Here is a 16,944-nt window from a genome sequence, read left to right as displayed (position 1 = left end):
AGGTTCTTAGATGGCAGTGCCTGGGAGGCGTAGCTGGACACTCGAAAAGCGAAGCCGACCGCTTAGGCACAAAATCTAAGGTTCTCGGCTCGAAAAGGCTCTTGTTTCGAAACCACAATATCTTATAAGGAGGCAACCACGATGAAATTTGGAATTGTCATTTTTCCATCGAAACACCTGCAAGACAGAGCGAACAACCTGCGCAAGCGATATGATACGCATTATGCGATGATACCGCCCCACGTTACGCTGAAAGCAGCTTTTGAAGCACCTGAAGAAGATATTAAAGGTATTGTAGAAAACCTACACAATGTGGCGTTTCAGGTACAGCCATTCACATTGAAAACAACCAAAGTCGGTTCCTTTGCACCGGTTAATAACGTGATTTATCTAAAAATCGAAAAAACACCGGAACTTGAAACACTGAACGACTTGTTGCACAGCGGCTATTTTGAGCAAGAGCGCGAGTATGCGTTCGTGCCTCATATTACAATTGGCCAACAGTTATCAGACGATGAGCTTGCTGATGTATTGGGTCGATTGAAAATGATTGATTTCCAATATGAACAAACTATCGATCGCTTCCATCTTTTATATCAATTAGAAGACGGCCCTTGGACTGTCTACGAAACATTTCATCTTGGAAAGGAATAAACAACTTTGAACGTACAATTTGTTACAACAGAACAACAATTACAAGACGCTTTCACAGTTCGTAAACTTGTCTTTGTTGAGGAACAAGGTGTTTCCGCCGAAGAAGAATACGATATGTATGATGAAACAGCTAAACATGTTGTGCTTTATGATGAAAACACACCTATTGGTGCTGGCCGCATGAGAGAAGTGGAAGGTGTGGGAAAATTGGAGCGCATTTGCGTGCTTTCTTCCTATCGCGGCAAAGGGGCTGGTCGCCTTATTATGGATGCGCTTGAAGAATTGGCAGCAGCACAGCATCTTCAAAAAGTAAAACTGCATGCGCAAACGCAGGCAGAAGCATTTTATCAAAAACTTGGCTATCAAACTGTTTCAGATGTATTTATAGAAGCAGATATTCCACACGTTGTAATGGTAAAAAGCATATAAGCAACAAAAAGGACGGCTTCAAAACCGTCCTTTTATTCATGTTGAAGCTCGTATAAACGTTTCTGCGCCAAGGAAAGCAAAACATCAAAATGATAGCCCTCCGTTGGATATGTGGCTGCTCCGAACTGTAAATCAACCTTAAACAGCAGTTCTTCACATTCCTGGCGCACTTGTGCGACAACACGCTCTGCGAGTCGAGACTCTTCATACCCCTTATCAGCGGCTATAACTACATATTGATTTTCCTCCCACAGCGTGACTACATCGCTCTTTCGAATAGCACTTAAAATCCCTTTTTCAACACTTTGCAATGCTATCTGCAACTGTTCCTCAGAAGCTTGCTCCTGTAACTCGCGCCAGTTTTCAAGTGCAAATACATAAAGTGTGATTCGCCCACCATTGCGCTGTGAAAGAGCCTTTAATTTATCAAAAAACACCAGCGCAAACTCGTTGCTCTTCCACTCTTGTGAAGTATTTCGCTTTTTTTTCATATCGTATTTGTGTCCCGCATACAAACCGGCCAAAATTTGTATAAGGTATAAACCGGCACCAATATATAAGGCCTGATTATCGAGCTTAGATAACAACTCCTGAAGAGCAACCCATTCCGTTAATACAACAGTATTCAATAAGAAAAATCCCCCTATTTTCCCCTTATGCTCTTTCATGCCAACACCTCCTTTCCCTTCAATATATGTAGCAGAGTCAGAAAGGCTTGTATAAATACATAATTACTTAATATTAAGATTTTAGGAATGAAATTAATTCTTCTGGAGGAAGTGGCGGACTGAAAAAATAGCCTTGTACATATGCACAATTCAGAGATTCTAAAAAAGAAAGCTGTTCTTTCGTTTCCACACCTTCTGCGATCGTTTGAAGCTGAAGCTCTTCAGCAAGCGCTGTAATTAAAGAAATAATAGATTTATTTGGCTCTTCCTTATCCATATTCATGACAAACTGAGGAGCAATTTTCACCGCATGCACGGGACATCGTTTTAAATATTGAAAGCTGGCATAGCCTGTGCCAAAATCATCAATGGATAGCTGCACTCCTAATTGTCGAAGCTGCTCTAGCTTGCTATATATACCTTCTTCCAGATAAAGAGATTCAGTGATTTCTAACTCTATGTCGCTCGGGTCAAGTTTGGTACGTGCAAGTACTTCTTGCACATATATGACGAAATCATCTTGCATGAACTGTTTCGGAGATATATTAATTGATATTTTTCCATTATACGAGCCCTGTTCTCTCCACTCTTTATTTTGCCGACATGCTTCATATATGACCCACTTACCGATTGGTATAATTAAATCCGTTTCTTCAGCAATAGAAATAAACTCTCCTGGCAGGATAAGACCTTTTTTCGGATGTTGCCAGCGCATCAACGCTTCCACACCTCCAACTTCCCCTGTTGCGATATTCACTTGCGGTTGATAGTAGAGAGCAAGCTCTTGATTTGGCAACGCTTGCTGTAACTCAAATGCTACTTCTATTTTTGAATGAAGTGCCGCTCTCATGCGAGGACAAAAGAAACAGATATCCTTGCCTTTTTCTTTCGCACACAATAAAGCGGTTTCCCCATCCTTTAACATATCCTGCACTTCTGAACTCTTTGCGATTACCCCGCCAATATAACACTGCAAAGCAATCTTATAATTCCGGACAAAGAATGGGTGCTGCAGCGTTCGCATTAATGATTCCACCAAAGTTCGAATTTGCTTTTCACTCTTCATATCGGATAATAAAACAGCAAATTCATCTCCCCACTGCCGAGAAATAGTGCCATTTGGTATACTTTTTCTTAAGCGTTTTGCAACAGAACGTAATACTTCATCTCCTACATGATGCCCCATCGTTTTATTAATCCATTTAAAACGCTTTATATTTATCAAAAGGAGCACTACGCTTCTTGTATACCCACATACTTCCTCCATCTTCCGCTTCATGCCATATCGACTATATACACCCGTTAATTCATCATATAACAGCCGTTTTCCATTATGCTTCATATGGATTAATCCTTTCTCCATAATTTACCTGTACACATATATAAAAACTTCATGCATATAGATACAGTCTCATTCTCTTACTATCATATGCAAATAGACTTAATCTGCTTATGCATACTACTAAAAGATAAGATTTTATAGTGAACATGCCTTATCAATCATTACACACTATAGCTTGGCAGACAAAAATAAAAAATGAAAGCGCCCACTTTCTAGTACGTAGCATCAAGTCTTGAGCATTTACTGTCTGTATATCGAAGCAAAGAAGGATTAGGATTCATTCACACTCTCCGCTCTATCCCATCACAGTAATCTATTAATCTGAATATAATAAAAGGATTCATACAAATTATATTGCTTTGCTTCACTCCATACACAAAGAGGTGAATGAAATGAAAAAACGAAATACGCCTGTTGATTACGACTTATTTGTGAATGCCTTTTACTATGCACCTATTGGAAAAGCATTGGTCGGATTAGACGGCAAATGGTTAAAAGTGAATCCTGCACTTTGTAAATTGCTGGGCTACAGTGAAATGGAATTATTAGCAGGCTCTTTTCAAGATATCACGCACCCTGACGATTTAGACCTAGATCTTCAATATGTTCAAAAAATGATTCGCGGTGAACTGGAAACATATCGAATGGAGAAAAGATATATTCATAAAAATGGCATGGTAATTTGGGTTTTATTAAGTGTTTCTCTCGTATATGATAAAAATGGAACCCCCCTCCATTTCATCTCACAAATTATTGATATTACAGAACAAAAAAGCAATGAACGAAAAATGAAGGAAAATGAAGAATGGCTGCGCCTTTTAGCTGAGCACTCTACAGATTTTATTTCTAAACATACCCCCAGCGGCTTATACACATATGTTTCTCCTGTATGTAAAAAGTTACTTGGATATGAAGCAGAGGAAATGAGAGGCTGCTCTGTGTATTCCTTTGTTCATGCTGAAGATATAACGGCGCTGAAAAACATGCACGAGCACCTTGCTATTCATAACGGTATTAGCAACTTACAATACCGCATGAAAAAACAAGACGGTACTTATATCTGGGTTCAATCAGCAAGCCGACCTATTTATACAGAAGAGGGCACAATGTTAGAAATTCTGGTTGCCTCTCACGATATATCAGAAAAAATTGAAACTGAAATGCAGCTCAAAAAAGCGAATGAATTGTCTTCTATAGATAGTCTCACGCAAATCCCCAATCGACGTATTTGTGATGAAACATTTGCACAAGCTTGGAAACATGCTCTTTCTTCGTCTAAAAAACTCGGAATCATTTTAATCGATATTGATTGTTTTAAACTTTATAATGACACATACGGTCATGTAAAAGGTGATGCTTGCCTGCAAAAAGTCGCCTCAGCCTTGCAAAGCACCATAAAAAACCAAAATGACTTTATCGCACGCTACGGAGGGGAAGAATTTCTCGTTATTTTATATGATACGAATGAAACTCGTGCCCTTATCATCGCAGCACAATTACGAGATACTGTCGAGTCTTTGAAAATCCCTCATGAAACATCTACCACTTGTCCTTACTTGACAATCAGCCTCGGCGTGGCTGTTATGATTCCTACGCCTGCCATCTCTCCCGAGTCCTTTTTAGATCAAGCAGATAAAGCACTGTACGAAGCGAAGCGTTGCGGGCGTAACCAAGTCTCCATATATCAATAACTATTTTTTCATTTTATCCAATGTGTGATAAGATGAAAGGTATTGAAAAAAACAAAGGAGACAAGCATGATGAAAATCGCCTCCTATCAAAACAAAGATATCAATTTAACATATTACCCGCGGCAAAGCTTTCAAATGCTGTATGAAGCAAGTCTTCGAGACGAAGTAACATGCGTGTCCTGCCAAAAACCTGTTAAATTGTATTTAGGCATACAAAAACAACCTCATTTCTACCATCTTGTACAAACCGATTTTTCTTGTGAGGCGGAAGTGCATAGTCGTTTGCAAGTAGCTGCGACCATTGCTGAGCAGGACGGCTTCCGACTGCCAAAAAGGCGCAACATCACACCGCAGGCAGTTTCAACCTGGAAAGAGATACAACCAGCAAAAGGAATTACGGCGTTTATCAAGCCAGAAGCATCTACTTCTTATACAATTGAAGAAAGCTCCTTACAATTAGATGCGGCTCAATATGAAGCTGTAACAACAACGGAAGGTCCACTTCTCATCCTAGCAGGGGCTGGCAGCGGGAAAACAAGGGTGTTGACGGCACGAACTGCCTATATGGTGCAAGAAAAAGGGATTGATCCAAAGTCTATTATGCTCGTTACCTTCACAGCAAAAGCGGCACGGGAAATGAAAGAGCGATTGCAACGCTTTCAGTTACCCCAAGCAATATTACACGCCTTATTGGTAGGAACCTTTCATAGTATTTTTTATCGCATTCTGATACATCATGAGCCGGAGCGCTGGTCCTCACAGTACTTGCTGAAATACGATTGGCAAATAGATCGTATATTGAAGGAAGCTGGTGCGGAAATTGGGATTGATGAAAAAGAATTTCCGTATGATCAAGCTATGCAGCAAATCAGTTATTGGAAAAACACACTGACGCATTATGACACTGTAAAGCCTTCCAATCCCTGGGAGGACAAAGCACAATACTTATATAAGCGCTACGAGCAAATCAAGCAGGAACGTTCTCTGTTTGATTTTGATGATATGCTATATGGATGTTACGAATTGCTGCGAACTAACGAAGACCTTCTCTCTCGTTATCACAATCGTTTTCGTTACTTTCTCATTGATGAATTCCAGGACGTTAATAAGGTTCAGTATAAAATCATGCAGTTGCTTTCTAGGCATACAAATAATATTTGCGCGGTTGGTGATGATGATCAATCCATCTATGCGTTTCGAGGTAGCGATCCATCTTTTATTCTACATTTTGATAAAGATTATCCGGAAGCGAAAGTGGTGACACTAAATCAAAACTATCGTTCTTCACATAGCATCGTCACCGTTGCGAATAAAATCATTCGCTTCAATAAGAATAGACGCCCCAAAAAAATGCAAGCACAGTTTCAATCGCCGTTTGTACCCTCCTTCTTTTTCCCTTACGATGAAGAAGAAGAAGCAACCATGATTGTAACGGATATAAAAGAAAAGATACAAAAAGGTGCCAATCCATCTGATTTTGCCATTTTGTACCGAACCCATGTTGCGTCACGAGCTATTTTTGAACGTTTATCGCAATCAGCTTTACCTTTTATTATGGAGCACGATGCTGATTCCTTTTACCAGCGACGCGTGACAAAAAGCCTGCTTGCCTATTTACGATTGGCGATGAACGAAGATGATGTCGGGGCGATACGCGACTTAATGGGGGCGCTGTTCCTCAAGCAATCCGCCCTACAAGACGTAAAGGCCATCAGCATTCTCCAGGATTGCACACTTGTAAGCGCACTTGGAAAACTTACAAACATACAGTCGTTTCAACAAAAAAAGCTCCAGAAGATCGTACCGTTGTTCCGTACATTACGACATATAGAGCCGCTTGCCGCCATTGAAATGATTGAACGTGAAATGGGTTTCTCTGATTATATTAAAAAACGCGGCAATGAAGGTAACGCCATGGAAAAAGGGTCTGATGATGTACGTGACTTAAAGGTGGTTGCCCGTAAATTCGTAAGCGTACGTGATTTTTTAGCACATGTCGATCATATGATTGCCATGAACGACGAAATGAAACACCTTAGCAAAACATATCAAGACGCCATACAGCTTCTTACCATCCATCGTTCTAAAGGTCTTGAATACAAGCATGTTTATCTTCTTGGCGCTGTTGATGGCTCCCTGCCGCACGATTTTGCGCTCGATGCGTTCCGAGAGGGTGACAGCACGCCGCTTGAAGAAGAACGGCGCTTAATATATGTCGCGATTACACGTGCACAAGAAACGTTGTATGTATCGGTTCCGAGCATGCGCAGAGGGCGAACAGCATATCCCTCGCGATTTATAAAAAACCTATTACAATAAAAAGCAGAGCTTTTTTATGCTCTGCTTTTTATTGTTGTTCTTCTTGCTGCTGACTTTGTTCAGACAGCTTTTTTTTCTTTGCACAATTACAGCCCTTTTTCTTCGTGTAGCCCTTTTGTTCCATCGCTTGTTGCTGTTGCTGATAGTACTGCCACTGATTTAGCGGCAAAGGACGATTTCTCATGAGGTACCTCTCCCTTGTTGTACTATTATTCTATTCACTATATGATTCTTGTCATCCTTTCGTTCACCTATTTTACTCATCTGAAACTTTTCCTATTATTGTTTCAATAACCGCCGCCACTCCCGCAATTGCCAATAAAAACAGCAACGGCTCTGTCACTCTTGGTAACCAATAATATCCTAAAAGCAACAAGGCAGTGACCCATACACCAGTGCACCAGTAACAACTCAACAATTCTCCAAACCATCGCTGCATACCCTGTCCTTTTATTTTCGTATAGGTAACAAACGCTCCATCTTCTTGGACCTCAATTTCGTCAATAAAAGGAGCACGAATAAAACGCGTAATTTTATCAAACACAAGCAATCTGGTTAAACGAAACGCGGCAAATGAGAAAATAACAAGCATAAACCAATCATTTTGCAGCATCTCCCTCCTCCTTTCACAAAAGTCTGTAACCATATAGCAAACAACACGTTATACTACAGATACAAAATTTCCGTCTTCACATCCTGCCCATTTCTTTAAAATCAGTAAAAGTACAGTAACCGATTGTGTCCCAATTCAATATCTTATTAATGTAAAACCAAACTTAATGATAAGGAGTGAAATCAATGAGTTGCAACGATAAACACCACTACGATACAAATTGCGTATGCGACGTTGTAAATTTCATTAACGAGCTGCAAGATGTTGCACAAGACACTTGCCCAACAGGCTGCGACAACCCAATTTTGGGCGCAAACTGCGGCGGCACGTCTCCACTTGCCAACACGCGGCCGTTTGTACTTTATAACAAAAAAGGGGAATTGTTCATCCCAGCAAGCTGCTTCCGTATCGCTGGTATCTCTCTTCCACTTCCGTCGCCATTTTTACGTGTTGAAAGTGTAGACGAGTGCTGTGCAGTTCTTCGTGTACTTGTACCAACACTAGATGGCTTAGATGATGAAATCCGTGCTGCACTTACAGAACAACTAGGATTAGGTGGCGGTGTTGATGTAAACATCAACTTCAACTTTGATGCATTTGACCTAATTGCACGCCTATTAATCTGCCTGTATTCTGACGGTATTTCCATCCCTACTTCCGGCGGCCCTATGAGCACATTCTTCTCACTAGCACCAACAAATTTCTGCATTACAGTGGACTTAAACTGCTTCTGCGCAATCCAATGCTTGCGCGACACGTTCGTAAGAGGCGTGTAATTGTACAACAAAAAACTATTGAGGTGGCAGAGTATCTGCCACCTTTACTTATAAACCCACCATTTGGATCGCAATAATTTCATCAAATGAAATCACAATAGGTCTGGTCTTTCCTATAATCTTAATAGCCACTTCATCATTCTCATGCGATACAACATAACCCGTTAAAACAGTTTGGTTTGTTCGAATTTGACATTTAATTTTAGGAATATAATGTGGACGATGAATAACGAAATGAAGCTTTTCTTCGTTGCTCATTTCCTTAAATGGCTTACTTTTCCAAGAGCCTGGTGGTGCTGGCGTTTCCTCCGCTCTCTCTTCTACAGAGATCGTTTCCGTTGCTGCAGCAACATCTGTGGATTTATCTTCTAACTCTACAGTTTCAACTTCACTCACATCCCCTATAACTGTTTCAAAATCCTCTACTGCAGACTCTATAATCTCTTCTTGTTCTAATTCAACCTTTACGATTTCTTCATGAGATAGACTCTGCTCCTGTTGTGCATCCTTTAGTACCTTACTTTTAATAATAAATACATTTTGCATATTAGGTGCGCTCTTTTCAAATCCTGGTTGTGTAATATACATAAGCGGCTTCTCATCTTGATCGCGTTTATTTGTCAAGTTACTCTCCTCCCCTTACTCAACGGCATCAGTCATATAAAAATATATGCGGTGCACCTCCTATTTTTTCCTATAGTTTTTTATCGTACTTATATTACTTTTGTTATTCACCTTACTGTTTTTAAATAGTCTCTAAGTTTATATAGTTCTTCTGGCAGATAAACACTAGGAAGCAACAGCTCAACAACCATTTTCAAGTTTTAGTAGTATATTATACAGGCATTTCAACCAATTTTTTGAAAATAGGACCTTGTCTATAGCCAAACTCCCATATATCGCATTACCTATTAATGTATTCTAATAAAAGAGGTGAAATTCATATGTGTAATTGTTTCGGAGGAAACGGCAATCTTCCCGTTAAAGCAGTAGCTTGTAACTTACCTACTTTTCCAGAAGGAGGAAGTGAGATTACACCTGTTACAGCGTTACAGGATGGCTCATTTCCACAATTATTATCAGGGTTAGATTTAGCAGGCGGCGCAACTTCTTCGCCAGTTCTTTTCACTCGCTTATTGTCTTCTGAAGCAGGCGCAGCGCCAGCTTTTGAATTCGGTGCAGCACCGGCAACAACTTCAGATACAACACCGGCTGCGGCTTTAGGCACAGGCATGTTTGAAATACCAGCTGTAGCTCCTACCATCATTACCGCTCCAAATTCTATGTTAGGTGTACCGGCAGGTTCATTTACAGGACTTCGCATCAATAGATCTAAAACATACAATATCACTGCAGGTATTTCCCTATTAGGAGTAAGCGGCTTCTTTGGTGAACTGCCTACACCTGGAACTGGAGATACTTCATTTGATGCAGGCGATTTCAATGTTCAACTGCTCAGATTTCCAGGCGGTAACCCTGTCACAAGTACAGGACTTCCTGAGGTATTCGGTCTTGTGCCGCTTTCCACTCTGCTTGACACATCCAGTGTTCCTGGCTTATTCGCACCTATCCCAATGGTGCGCGGGACAGCGATTGTAAGTAAACGTCTATTCGCTGGTGACATCATCGAACTACGTCTTGTTTTGTCTCCTACATCAGATGTTGTAAGCACAGACATGATTGCCGTTTCCTATGCTATGTTAAGATTGGAAGCATAATACCAAAAGCAGACCTTGTAGGGTCTGCTTTTCACATTACAATATTATGGATTTGAGCCAGACGGTGACGGAAGGTATGTTCCTGTATGGTTCGCTTATAGGCCCCTAATGCCATTGTTTCACACTTAGCTGGCTCACGCATGAACATTTCAATCTTTTCTAAACAATCCTGTTCGTTGTAGTAACTTACCATCTCGTTCACAGTAAAAAAAGAAGCTAAATCCATCTTTGCTTCTGTCAATGTAAATGCACGACAGGCAGCAATATCAAACGTACGATTATTAATACTTTCACTGATTACACCCAGACGGTTTTGATTATGAATACAATTATATTGACGATGAGGATTCAAAACAATTTGCGCCTCATTGTAACACTTCATTACTTCTTGCGGAGGTAACCATTGATTTTTTATCGTGAGTCGAGGATCATGCTGCCAGGTTTTCATATGATCATTCCATCCCCGTCCTACGATTGTCAAAGGAAAATTGCTTTTCTCCATTAAAAATTCGGTAAAACGCACACGTGATGGATAGGGAAACCCCAGTAATAATAAAGAATTACTTTTATTAGAATCAATAGGATGAAATACAGCAGGATTTGTTCCTAAAGGAACATGATGTACTTGCTTATGCATGGATTGATAATACTTACAAGCACCTAAATCTACACTACATATATAATCAAACGCCGCAATTTTCCTAACTGTTTTATCCATATAAAAAGGATCTTCTGTTAACCAACACACTGTTTTAATACCTTGTGATTTTAAATACTGCAAAGTAGTAGGAGACAAAAAATCTCCCAACAACGCTATCATACACGTTGGTTGTAAGGAAGAAACAGTTCGTTGAACAACGTCCATTTCTTCTTTTGGATGAATGGCTTCCCATGCATAGCCATTTTCCTGTAAAGCAGCCATAATACTATCGTCTAAATATTGATAAATCCCCCGATACCCTGATTTGATATATAATACTCTCAAACATATCACCTCAAGTGAATATATGTGTCTAGCACCTTACAAAACACAAAAACATAACCATCTATATATAAATGATACATACGTACAAGCAGGTTCTTTATTCTTACATATATTATTCTTGACAGGAGGTGTTTTTATGGCATCAGTTTTTAGTATTGGTACAAGTACACCCGCAACAGGTAGTAATTCTATCAATCGAACATTAAGTACTACTCCCATCTTACTAGCAGAATTCGGCATCGGTATCCCAAATGGTAGCAATCGCGTCATATTAAATGCAACAATCGGGATATCTGCTCTATTATTAAACCCTACCATTATTATTACAGTAGCGCGAGACCAACAGGTTATCTTCACATCACGGGAGGAGCTACAAATCTCTGTAGGAGAGAATCGAACTGTTTCTGTACAGGCTATTGATGTGAACGTACCAGCAACAGGCAATCAACGCTACGTGTTAACAGCTCAGTTGGCACCCGGCTTATTAAACGGAAGCTCTGTCACTGGACCTGTAACTTTCTCTGCTGTTTCTTACTCCGTTTAATTCCACTCGTAGGCTCGCCTTAGCGAGCTTTTTTTGTTGCAAGCACCTACATGCTATGTATTCTTTATTAAGATTGTACATCCAAAGCTTAATATACTTGCCTATAGCAAGAATAGGATACAAGCATACATTAATAAAGGAAGCGTGCATTTCGAGGAGATGCATGAAATGTTAATAACGTATAGATGGAGATAACATCGAAAGATAAGGGGTTGAAGCAATGAAAGTTATGACCATTTTGGGCACACGCCCCGAAATTATACGTTTAAGTCTCATTATAGAGAAATTGGATACTTATACTGATCAGCATATATTAGTTCACACTGGCCAAAACTTCACAAGCTCACTAAGTGACATTTTCTTTGCCCAATTAAAGATACGCAAGCCGGATTATACATTACTTGATCGGCAACAATCATTAGGCGAACAATTATCCATCATGTATTCACAACTTGAGAAGATTTTTTTAAAGGAGAAGCCAGATAAAATACTTGTATTGGGAGATACCAACAGCGGACTGAGCGCCATTTTAGCTGAACGTATGGGGATACCTGTTTATCATATGGAAGCTGGAAACCGTTGCTTTGACTTGGAGGTGCCTGAAGAGAAAAACCGCCGCATTATTGATGCTGTATCAAGCTTTAACCTCCCTTACACACCACAAAGCCGGCGAAATTTAATTGCTGAAGGTATGCCGTCAAATCGCATTATTGTATCTGGAAATCCGATTTTCGAGGTACTTTCTCATTACAACGTTGAAATTGATAAAAATGATATTTTACAGCAGTTGGCCCTACAAGCCGAAGACTATTTTTTAGTAACAGCACATCGTGCGGAAAATGTAGATCACGAAGATCGACTGCTGGAAATTATAGAAGGCTTAAACCTAGTCGCCCATACCTATGGCAAACGTGTTATTTGCAGTATTCATCCGCGTACACGCTCACGAATTACTAATAGCGCGAAAATACATCTTCATCCACTCGTAGAGCTTCATGAACCTTTTGGCTTTTTTGAGTTTGTAAAGCTTGAAAAGCATGCGCTCTGTGTGTTGACTGACAGCGGCACAGTACAAGAAGAGTGCTGTTTGTTTCGCGTACCAACTGTCACAATCCGCAAGACGACAGAAAGACCTGAGACCATTGAATGTGGTAGCAATATGCTTTCAGGTCTAAATTCCAAACAGATTGCTGCATGCGTGCGAGTCATGTTGCACGAGCCAAAAACATGGAATTTTCCAGAGGGATACGATGATCGCAATGTATCTGATAAGATCATTAAAATTTTATTAGGAGGGCAACACATTGTTTTATAATCAAACCATTTTAGTCACAGGCGGCACAGGTTCATGGGGATATGAATTAGTTAGGCAACTTTTAACATATCAACCAAAGGAGATTCGTATTTTTTCACGAAATGAATCCAATCAATTCATTATGAAACAAGAATTTGATAATAATCCAAAGCTCCACTTTATCATCGGAGATATTAAAGAATCCGATGCATTGCAAGAAGCCTGCACAGGTGTAGATTATGTCTTTCATTTAGCCGCTTTAAAGCATGTTCCCGTATGCGAAGATCAGCCTTTAGAAGCATTGAAATCCAATGTAACGGGTACACAGAACGTTATTAATACTGCCATTCATTGCGGGGTAAAACGAGTCGTGTACATTTCTACAGACAAAGCATCCAGCCCTTCCAACTTCTACGGTTTAACAAAAAACATGGGTGAGCGTCTCATTATCCACGCTAATACGCTCAACACAAAAACCAAATTTGTCTGCATTCGCGGCGGAAATGTACTCGGCACAAATGGTAGCGTAATTCATGTCTTTAAAAAGCAAATTCGAGAAAAAGGGAAAATTGGAATTACGGATTTAAATATGACCCGCTTCTTCTTGACGCTTGAAGATGCCATTAAGATGGTTTTTAAAGCTGCATTTGAAAGTATTGGCGGTGAAATCTTCGTCATGAAAATGCCGACCTGTAAAATTATTGATTTAGCTGAAGTATTAATTGAAGCTTCTGGTAGAACTGAAGTTGCAGTAGAAGAATTAGGAATACGCCCAGGTGAAAAAATTCATGAACTGTTATTTTCAGAATATGAATCCCCAACCACTATCTCCTATGACGATGAATATTATGTGATTTTACCTTCTATTCATATCCCTGGTTTAAAAGAGCATTATGCGAACTATCCACTTGTAAATCTGATAAGCTATAATTCCAGTCAAGGCTTAATGAACAAACAGCAAATCAAAGAAATGCTAGAAAAAGGCGGTTTTATTTGATGAGACTCCTTATTCTTGGTGGCAACGGGATGGCTGGCCACGTCATTACTTCCTATTTCCAAGCAAAACCACAATATGAAGTGTTCTATACATCCCGAGACCATAATGGTATTTTTCTAGATGCAACTGATTTTCAAGCATTAGAAAGCATAATTGATCAATTAAAACCAGATATCGTCATCAATTGTATCGGCATTTTAAATGAAGCAGCCTCTACTAACCCCACACTTGCATTTCAAGTAAACAGCTTACTCCCCCATCAGCTCGCAAAGCTTACAGAGCGTTATGGCGGACGTGTGATTCAGATTAGCACAGATTGCGTTTTTTCTGGTATAAAAGGAGACTATACAGAGCAAGACCTGCCTGATGGCACTTCTGTGTATGCACAGTCTAAACAGCTTGGAGAATTGGTCAATGCGCCACATGTTACAATTCGAACCTCTATCATCGGACCGGAACGAAAAGCAAACGGCATTGGTTTATTCCTCTGGTTTATGAAGCAAACAGGAACAATTAAAGGCTATCAAAAGGTGCTTTGGAACGGCATTACCACGCTGGAACTAGCTAAGGTCACTGAGCATGTGATTACTTCTCATACAACAGGCATGTTGCACGTTTGTGCGCCTTATAAAATTACAAAGCATGATTTATTGCACCTCTTCCAATCCGTATTTCATAAACATGATGTTTCCATTGTACCGGACAACACAATTACGTTAGATCGGACTATCGTAAATACGCGATCTGATTTTTCTTACACAGTGCCAGGCTATCAAGACATGTTAGCAGAGCTTCGAGAATGGATGGAAAATCATGCGTAAGAGCATCCTCATTACAGGCGCAGGAGGCTTTACAGGACTGCACGCTTGCCGGTATTTCCGGCAAGCTGGATTTGAGGTTATTGCGGTAACGCGGTCAAAGCATCCAGATTCTTTTTATGTAAAGGAATACCCGTGCGACTTAACAGATGCTTCCGCAGTAGCAACTCTTATTCAAGCTGTTCAGCCTCAATACTTACTGCATTTAGCAGGTCAGAATCATGTAGGAAAATCTTGGGAAGAACCATTAACTTCTATGGAAAACAATGCATTTGCTACCCTTTATCTTTTAGAAGCATTGCGAAAGTTTTGTCCTGGCTGCAAAAGTATTATTGTGGGCTCCGCTTTGCAATTCGATCTTAACGATATGACAAGTTTAAAACACCCATACGCATTAAGTAAAACGTCACAGGTGCTGTTCGCGCAAGCTTGGACACAATTATATCAATTACCTATTATCATTGCGTCTCCGTCCAATTTGATCGGTCCCGGGCACTCTACTGGCGTTTGCTCACTGTTAGCAGCACAAATTATTGCGTCTGAACATTGTGAACAAATTACCTTACATGTACCTAATAGCTTAGTGCGCCGTGACTTTCTTGATGTACGAGATGCGGTACGTGCATATGCTATACTGCTAGAAAAAGGGGTATATGGAGAAAGTTATGAGGTTCGCTCTGGTCATAGTAAATCTCTTGAGGAAATCATCAACTGTTTTCAAACATTAGTAAAAACAAATATTGAGGTCGTTACCGATAAACAAGAAGAGAGCTTTATAGAGATCCTCCCTACAAAATTAAACCAATTGCTCTGGGAACCTACCATCCCCTTACAAGATTCCCTATCTGACATTTTATCCTATCATCGAAATCAAAACTTAAAAAAATGAGGTATTTACATGAGAGACGTGGGCATCGTGATGCCTGTATATAAACAAGATCCTGTTTACTTAGAGCTAGCACTCCGATCTATCTTAGAGCAAAGCTATCCAAACTTTTATTTCGTAATCGTGTCAGATGGTGCACCCTCTGACACAGTTGCTGTGATAGAACGAGTTACTGCTGGCGATCCGCGCGTACAAATCCTGCTAAAGAACCAAAATGAAGGTGTCGCTCGTACACTAAACATTGGGTTTGAGCACATTATGAAACCCGGGGTTAAATACTTAACATGGGTGTCTAGCGACAATATCTACTATCCAGATTTTATAAAAAAACTTAGAGATGCACTGATACAGGCTCCCCCTCATGTTGGCCTTTCTTTCAGTAGTTTTATTCATGTAGACAACGAGGGAGTTCCTTTAAAGGGACAGCAATATCAGGATTTTTATAAATATCAAGATCAACCAAAAGACAATCTTCTTGATGCCTGCTTTATCGGTGTATCATTTATGTACACATCAGAAGCAGCCGCCAAAATTAACGGGTACAGATTAGAGCCGGTAGAAGATTATGACTATTGGCTACGTATTACCGAGCATTGTGATATCGTATATATACCCGATATATTGATGGAATACCGGACAAATGCACCAATGAGCATATCGGCACAGCTTCAAAATTCTATCGAGCAGCATCGGCGCTGGCGCTTTGCTTTTCAAACAGCAAAACACGAAGCGCGCATCCGAAGAAATATTCCGTTTCAACTTACAGTAATCTATCCGGTAACCACAGCCAGTGAACAAACACTTACTACACTAGAAGCTTTGTTTGAGCAATTTTACAGCAACTATAAAGTTATTATTGTAGACACAAGTACAGATGCCTCTGCTTCAGAAATCATACAGCGTATTTACGACCCTCGAGTCAAATGCTTACACCTTCCAGGATTAGACAAAAACACAGCTGTTTGTAAAGGGATTTTGGAAGCTAATACCCCCTATACACTGCTTTACGAAAGCAGTCCAGCACATATAACTGAACTGCTTCAACTAATAGATGCTTTAGAGCACCCAGCACATCAAAACGATGTAGCAGCTTCATTTTCTAATCAAAGTATTGTCTTGCATAGAGAAATAAATGAATGTGTTTGCTTTCAGACATTGTACCGTACAAATGAACTTCTTCAGTTGGTAACTTTCTCACAAGAATAATAGC

Annotated in this window: 18 protein-coding genes; 12 read left to right on the top strand and 6 right to left on the bottom strand. The window is 40.0% G+C overall.

The features are described 5' to 3' along the window. Window positions 1-141: 141 nt before the first annotated feature. Together EEJ45_RS16205 and EEJ45_RS16200 are read left to right on the top strand one after the other, a co-directional pair. Window positions 142-654, top strand: coding sequence for a YjcG family protein (locus tag EEJ45_RS16205; RefSeq protein ID WP_124565833.1), 513 nt, complete (start codon window positions 142-144; stop codon window positions 652-654). A gap of 6 nt (window positions 655-660) precedes the next feature. Next, complete coding sequence (locus tag EEJ45_RS16200; protein WP_124565832.1) at window positions 661-1,083, top strand: GNAT family N-acetyltransferase; 423 nt, start codon at window positions 661-663, stop codon at window positions 1,081-1,083. A gap of 32 nt (window positions 1,084-1,115) precedes the next feature. On the opposite strand, the gene EEJ45_RS16195 is transcribed toward EEJ45_RS16200, so the two are convergent. Beyond that, a complete protein-coding gene (locus tag EEJ45_RS16195) occupies window positions 1,116-1,751 on the bottom strand; it encodes a diguanylate cyclase domain-containing protein (protein WP_124565831.1) in 636 nt (211 codons plus the stop codon). A gap of 73 nt (window positions 1,752-1,824) precedes the next feature. Continuing rightward, the gene (locus EEJ45_RS16190) at window positions 1,825-3,093 is read right to left on the bottom strand and encodes a putative bifunctional diguanylate cyclase/phosphodiesterase (RefSeq protein ID WP_164464314.1); all 1,269 of its coding nucleotides are present in this window, start codon (window positions 3,091-3,093) and stop codon (window positions 1,825-1,827) included. Between the two features lie 392 nt (window positions 3,094-3,485). On the opposite strand from EEJ45_RS16190, the gene EEJ45_RS16185 reads away from it, so the two are divergent. Together EEJ45_RS16185 and EEJ45_RS16180 are read left to right on the top strand one after the other, a co-directional pair. After that, window positions 3,486-4,784 carry a diguanylate cyclase domain-containing protein gene (locus EEJ45_RS16185; RefSeq protein ID WP_124565829.1) on the top strand — a complete coding sequence of 433 codons (1,299 nt, stop codon included), beginning with the start codon at window positions 3,486-3,488 and terminating at the stop codon, window positions 4,782-4,784. A gap of 69 nt (window positions 4,785-4,853) precedes the next feature. Continuing rightward, complete coding sequence (locus EEJ45_RS16180) at window positions 4,854-7,103, top strand: ATP-dependent helicase (protein ID WP_124565834.1); 2,250 nt, start codon at window positions 4,854-4,856, stop codon at window positions 7,101-7,103. Window positions 7,104-7,131: 28 nt separating this feature from the next. Here the strand turns inward: EEJ45_RS16180 and EEJ45_RS16175 are convergent, their stop codons facing one another. Together EEJ45_RS16175 and EEJ45_RS16170 are read right to left on the bottom strand one after the other, a co-directional pair. Further along, entirely contained in the window at window positions 7,132-7,287 is a 156-nt protein-coding gene (locus EEJ45_RS16175) for a cytochrome C oxidase subunit III (RefSeq protein ID WP_124565828.1), read from the bottom strand. A gap of 72 nt (window positions 7,288-7,359) precedes the next feature. After that, window positions 7,360-7,716 (bottom strand): DUF1360 domain-containing protein, encoded by a 357-nt coding sequence (locus EEJ45_RS16170; protein ID WP_124565827.1) that lies wholly within the window; start codon window positions 7,714-7,716, stop codon window positions 7,360-7,362. A 185-nt stretch (window positions 7,717-7,901) separates the two neighbouring features. Between EEJ45_RS16170 and EEJ45_RS16165 the strand changes: the two genes are divergently transcribed. Next, window positions 7,902-8,492, top strand: a complete 591-nt coding sequence (locus EEJ45_RS16165; protein WP_124565826.1) for a CotY/CotZ family spore coat protein — start codon at window positions 7,902-7,904, stop codon at window positions 8,490-8,492. Between the two features lie 48 nt (window positions 8,493-8,540). Here EEJ45_RS16165 and EEJ45_RS16160 read toward each other — a convergent pair whose 3' ends face one another. Continuing rightward, entirely contained in the window at window positions 8,541-9,116 is a 576-nt protein-coding gene (locus tag EEJ45_RS16160; RefSeq protein ID WP_124565825.1) for a CotO family spore coat protein, read from the bottom strand. 320 nt (window positions 9,117-9,436) lie between these two features. Here EEJ45_RS16160 and EEJ45_RS16155 point away from each other — a divergent pair, with 320 nt between their 5' ends. After that, window positions 9,437-10,210, top strand: a complete 774-nt coding sequence (locus tag EEJ45_RS16155) for a hypothetical protein (protein WP_124565824.1) — start codon at window positions 9,437-9,439, stop codon at window positions 10,208-10,210. A 31-nt stretch (window positions 10,211-10,241) separates the two neighbouring features. On the opposite strand, the gene EEJ45_RS16150 is transcribed toward EEJ45_RS16155, so the two are convergent. After that, on the bottom strand, window positions 10,242-11,195 hold the full coding sequence (locus EEJ45_RS16150) for a CgeB family protein (protein WP_124565823.1): 954 nt from the start codon (window positions 11,193-11,195) through the stop codon (window positions 10,242-10,244). 136 nt (window positions 11,196-11,331) lie between these two features. On the opposite strand from EEJ45_RS16150, the gene EEJ45_RS16145 reads away from it, so the two are divergent. The 6 genes from EEJ45_RS16145 to EEJ45_RS16120 all read left to right on the top strand — a co-directional run bounded on the left by EEJ45_RS16145 (window position 11,332) and on the right by EEJ45_RS16120 (window position 16,940). Further along, window positions 11,332-11,739 carry a hypothetical protein gene (locus tag EEJ45_RS16145; RefSeq protein WP_124565822.1) on the top strand — a complete coding sequence of 136 codons (408 nt, stop codon included), beginning with the start codon at window positions 11,332-11,334 and terminating at the stop codon, window positions 11,737-11,739. A 220-nt stretch (window positions 11,740-11,959) separates the two neighbouring features. Further along, on the top strand, window positions 11,960-13,054 hold the full coding sequence (wecB, locus tag EEJ45_RS16140; protein ID WP_124565821.1) for a non-hydrolyzing UDP-N-acetylglucosamine 2-epimerase: 1,095 nt from the start codon (window positions 11,960-11,962) through the stop codon (window positions 13,052-13,054). After that, a complete protein-coding gene (locus EEJ45_RS16135) occupies window positions 13,044-14,030 on the top strand; it encodes a polysaccharide biosynthesis protein (protein ID WP_124565820.1) in 987 nt (328 codons plus the stop codon). The genes wecB and EEJ45_RS16135 overlap by 11 nt, the downstream gene beginning before the upstream one ends. Further along, window positions 14,030-14,851, top strand: coding sequence for a dTDP-4-dehydrorhamnose reductase family protein (locus EEJ45_RS16130; RefSeq protein WP_124565819.1), 822 nt, complete (start codon window positions 14,030-14,032; stop codon window positions 14,849-14,851). The genes EEJ45_RS16135 and EEJ45_RS16130 overlap by 1 nt, the downstream gene beginning before the upstream one ends. After that, window positions 14,844-15,737, top strand: coding sequence for an NAD-dependent epimerase/dehydratase family protein (locus EEJ45_RS16125; protein ID WP_124565818.1), 894 nt, complete (start codon window positions 14,844-14,846; stop codon window positions 15,735-15,737). The genes EEJ45_RS16130 and EEJ45_RS16125 overlap by 8 nt, the downstream gene beginning before the upstream one ends. A 9-nt stretch (window positions 15,738-15,746) precedes the next feature. Further along, window positions 15,747-16,940 (top strand): glycosyltransferase, encoded by a 1,194-nt coding sequence (locus EEJ45_RS16120; RefSeq protein ID WP_124565817.1) that lies wholly within the window; start codon window positions 15,747-15,749, stop codon window positions 16,938-16,940. The last annotated feature ends 4 nt before the right edge of the window (window positions 16,941-16,944 follow it).

The organism is Ectobacillus antri (genome assembly GCF_003852715.1).
Taxonomy (GTDB): domain Bacteria; phylum Bacillota; class Bacilli; order Bacillales; family Bacillaceae_G; genus Ectobacillus; species Ectobacillus antri.
Note: the sequence above shows the minus strand (reverse complement) of the source record. Positions and strands in the feature narration are given on the sequence as shown.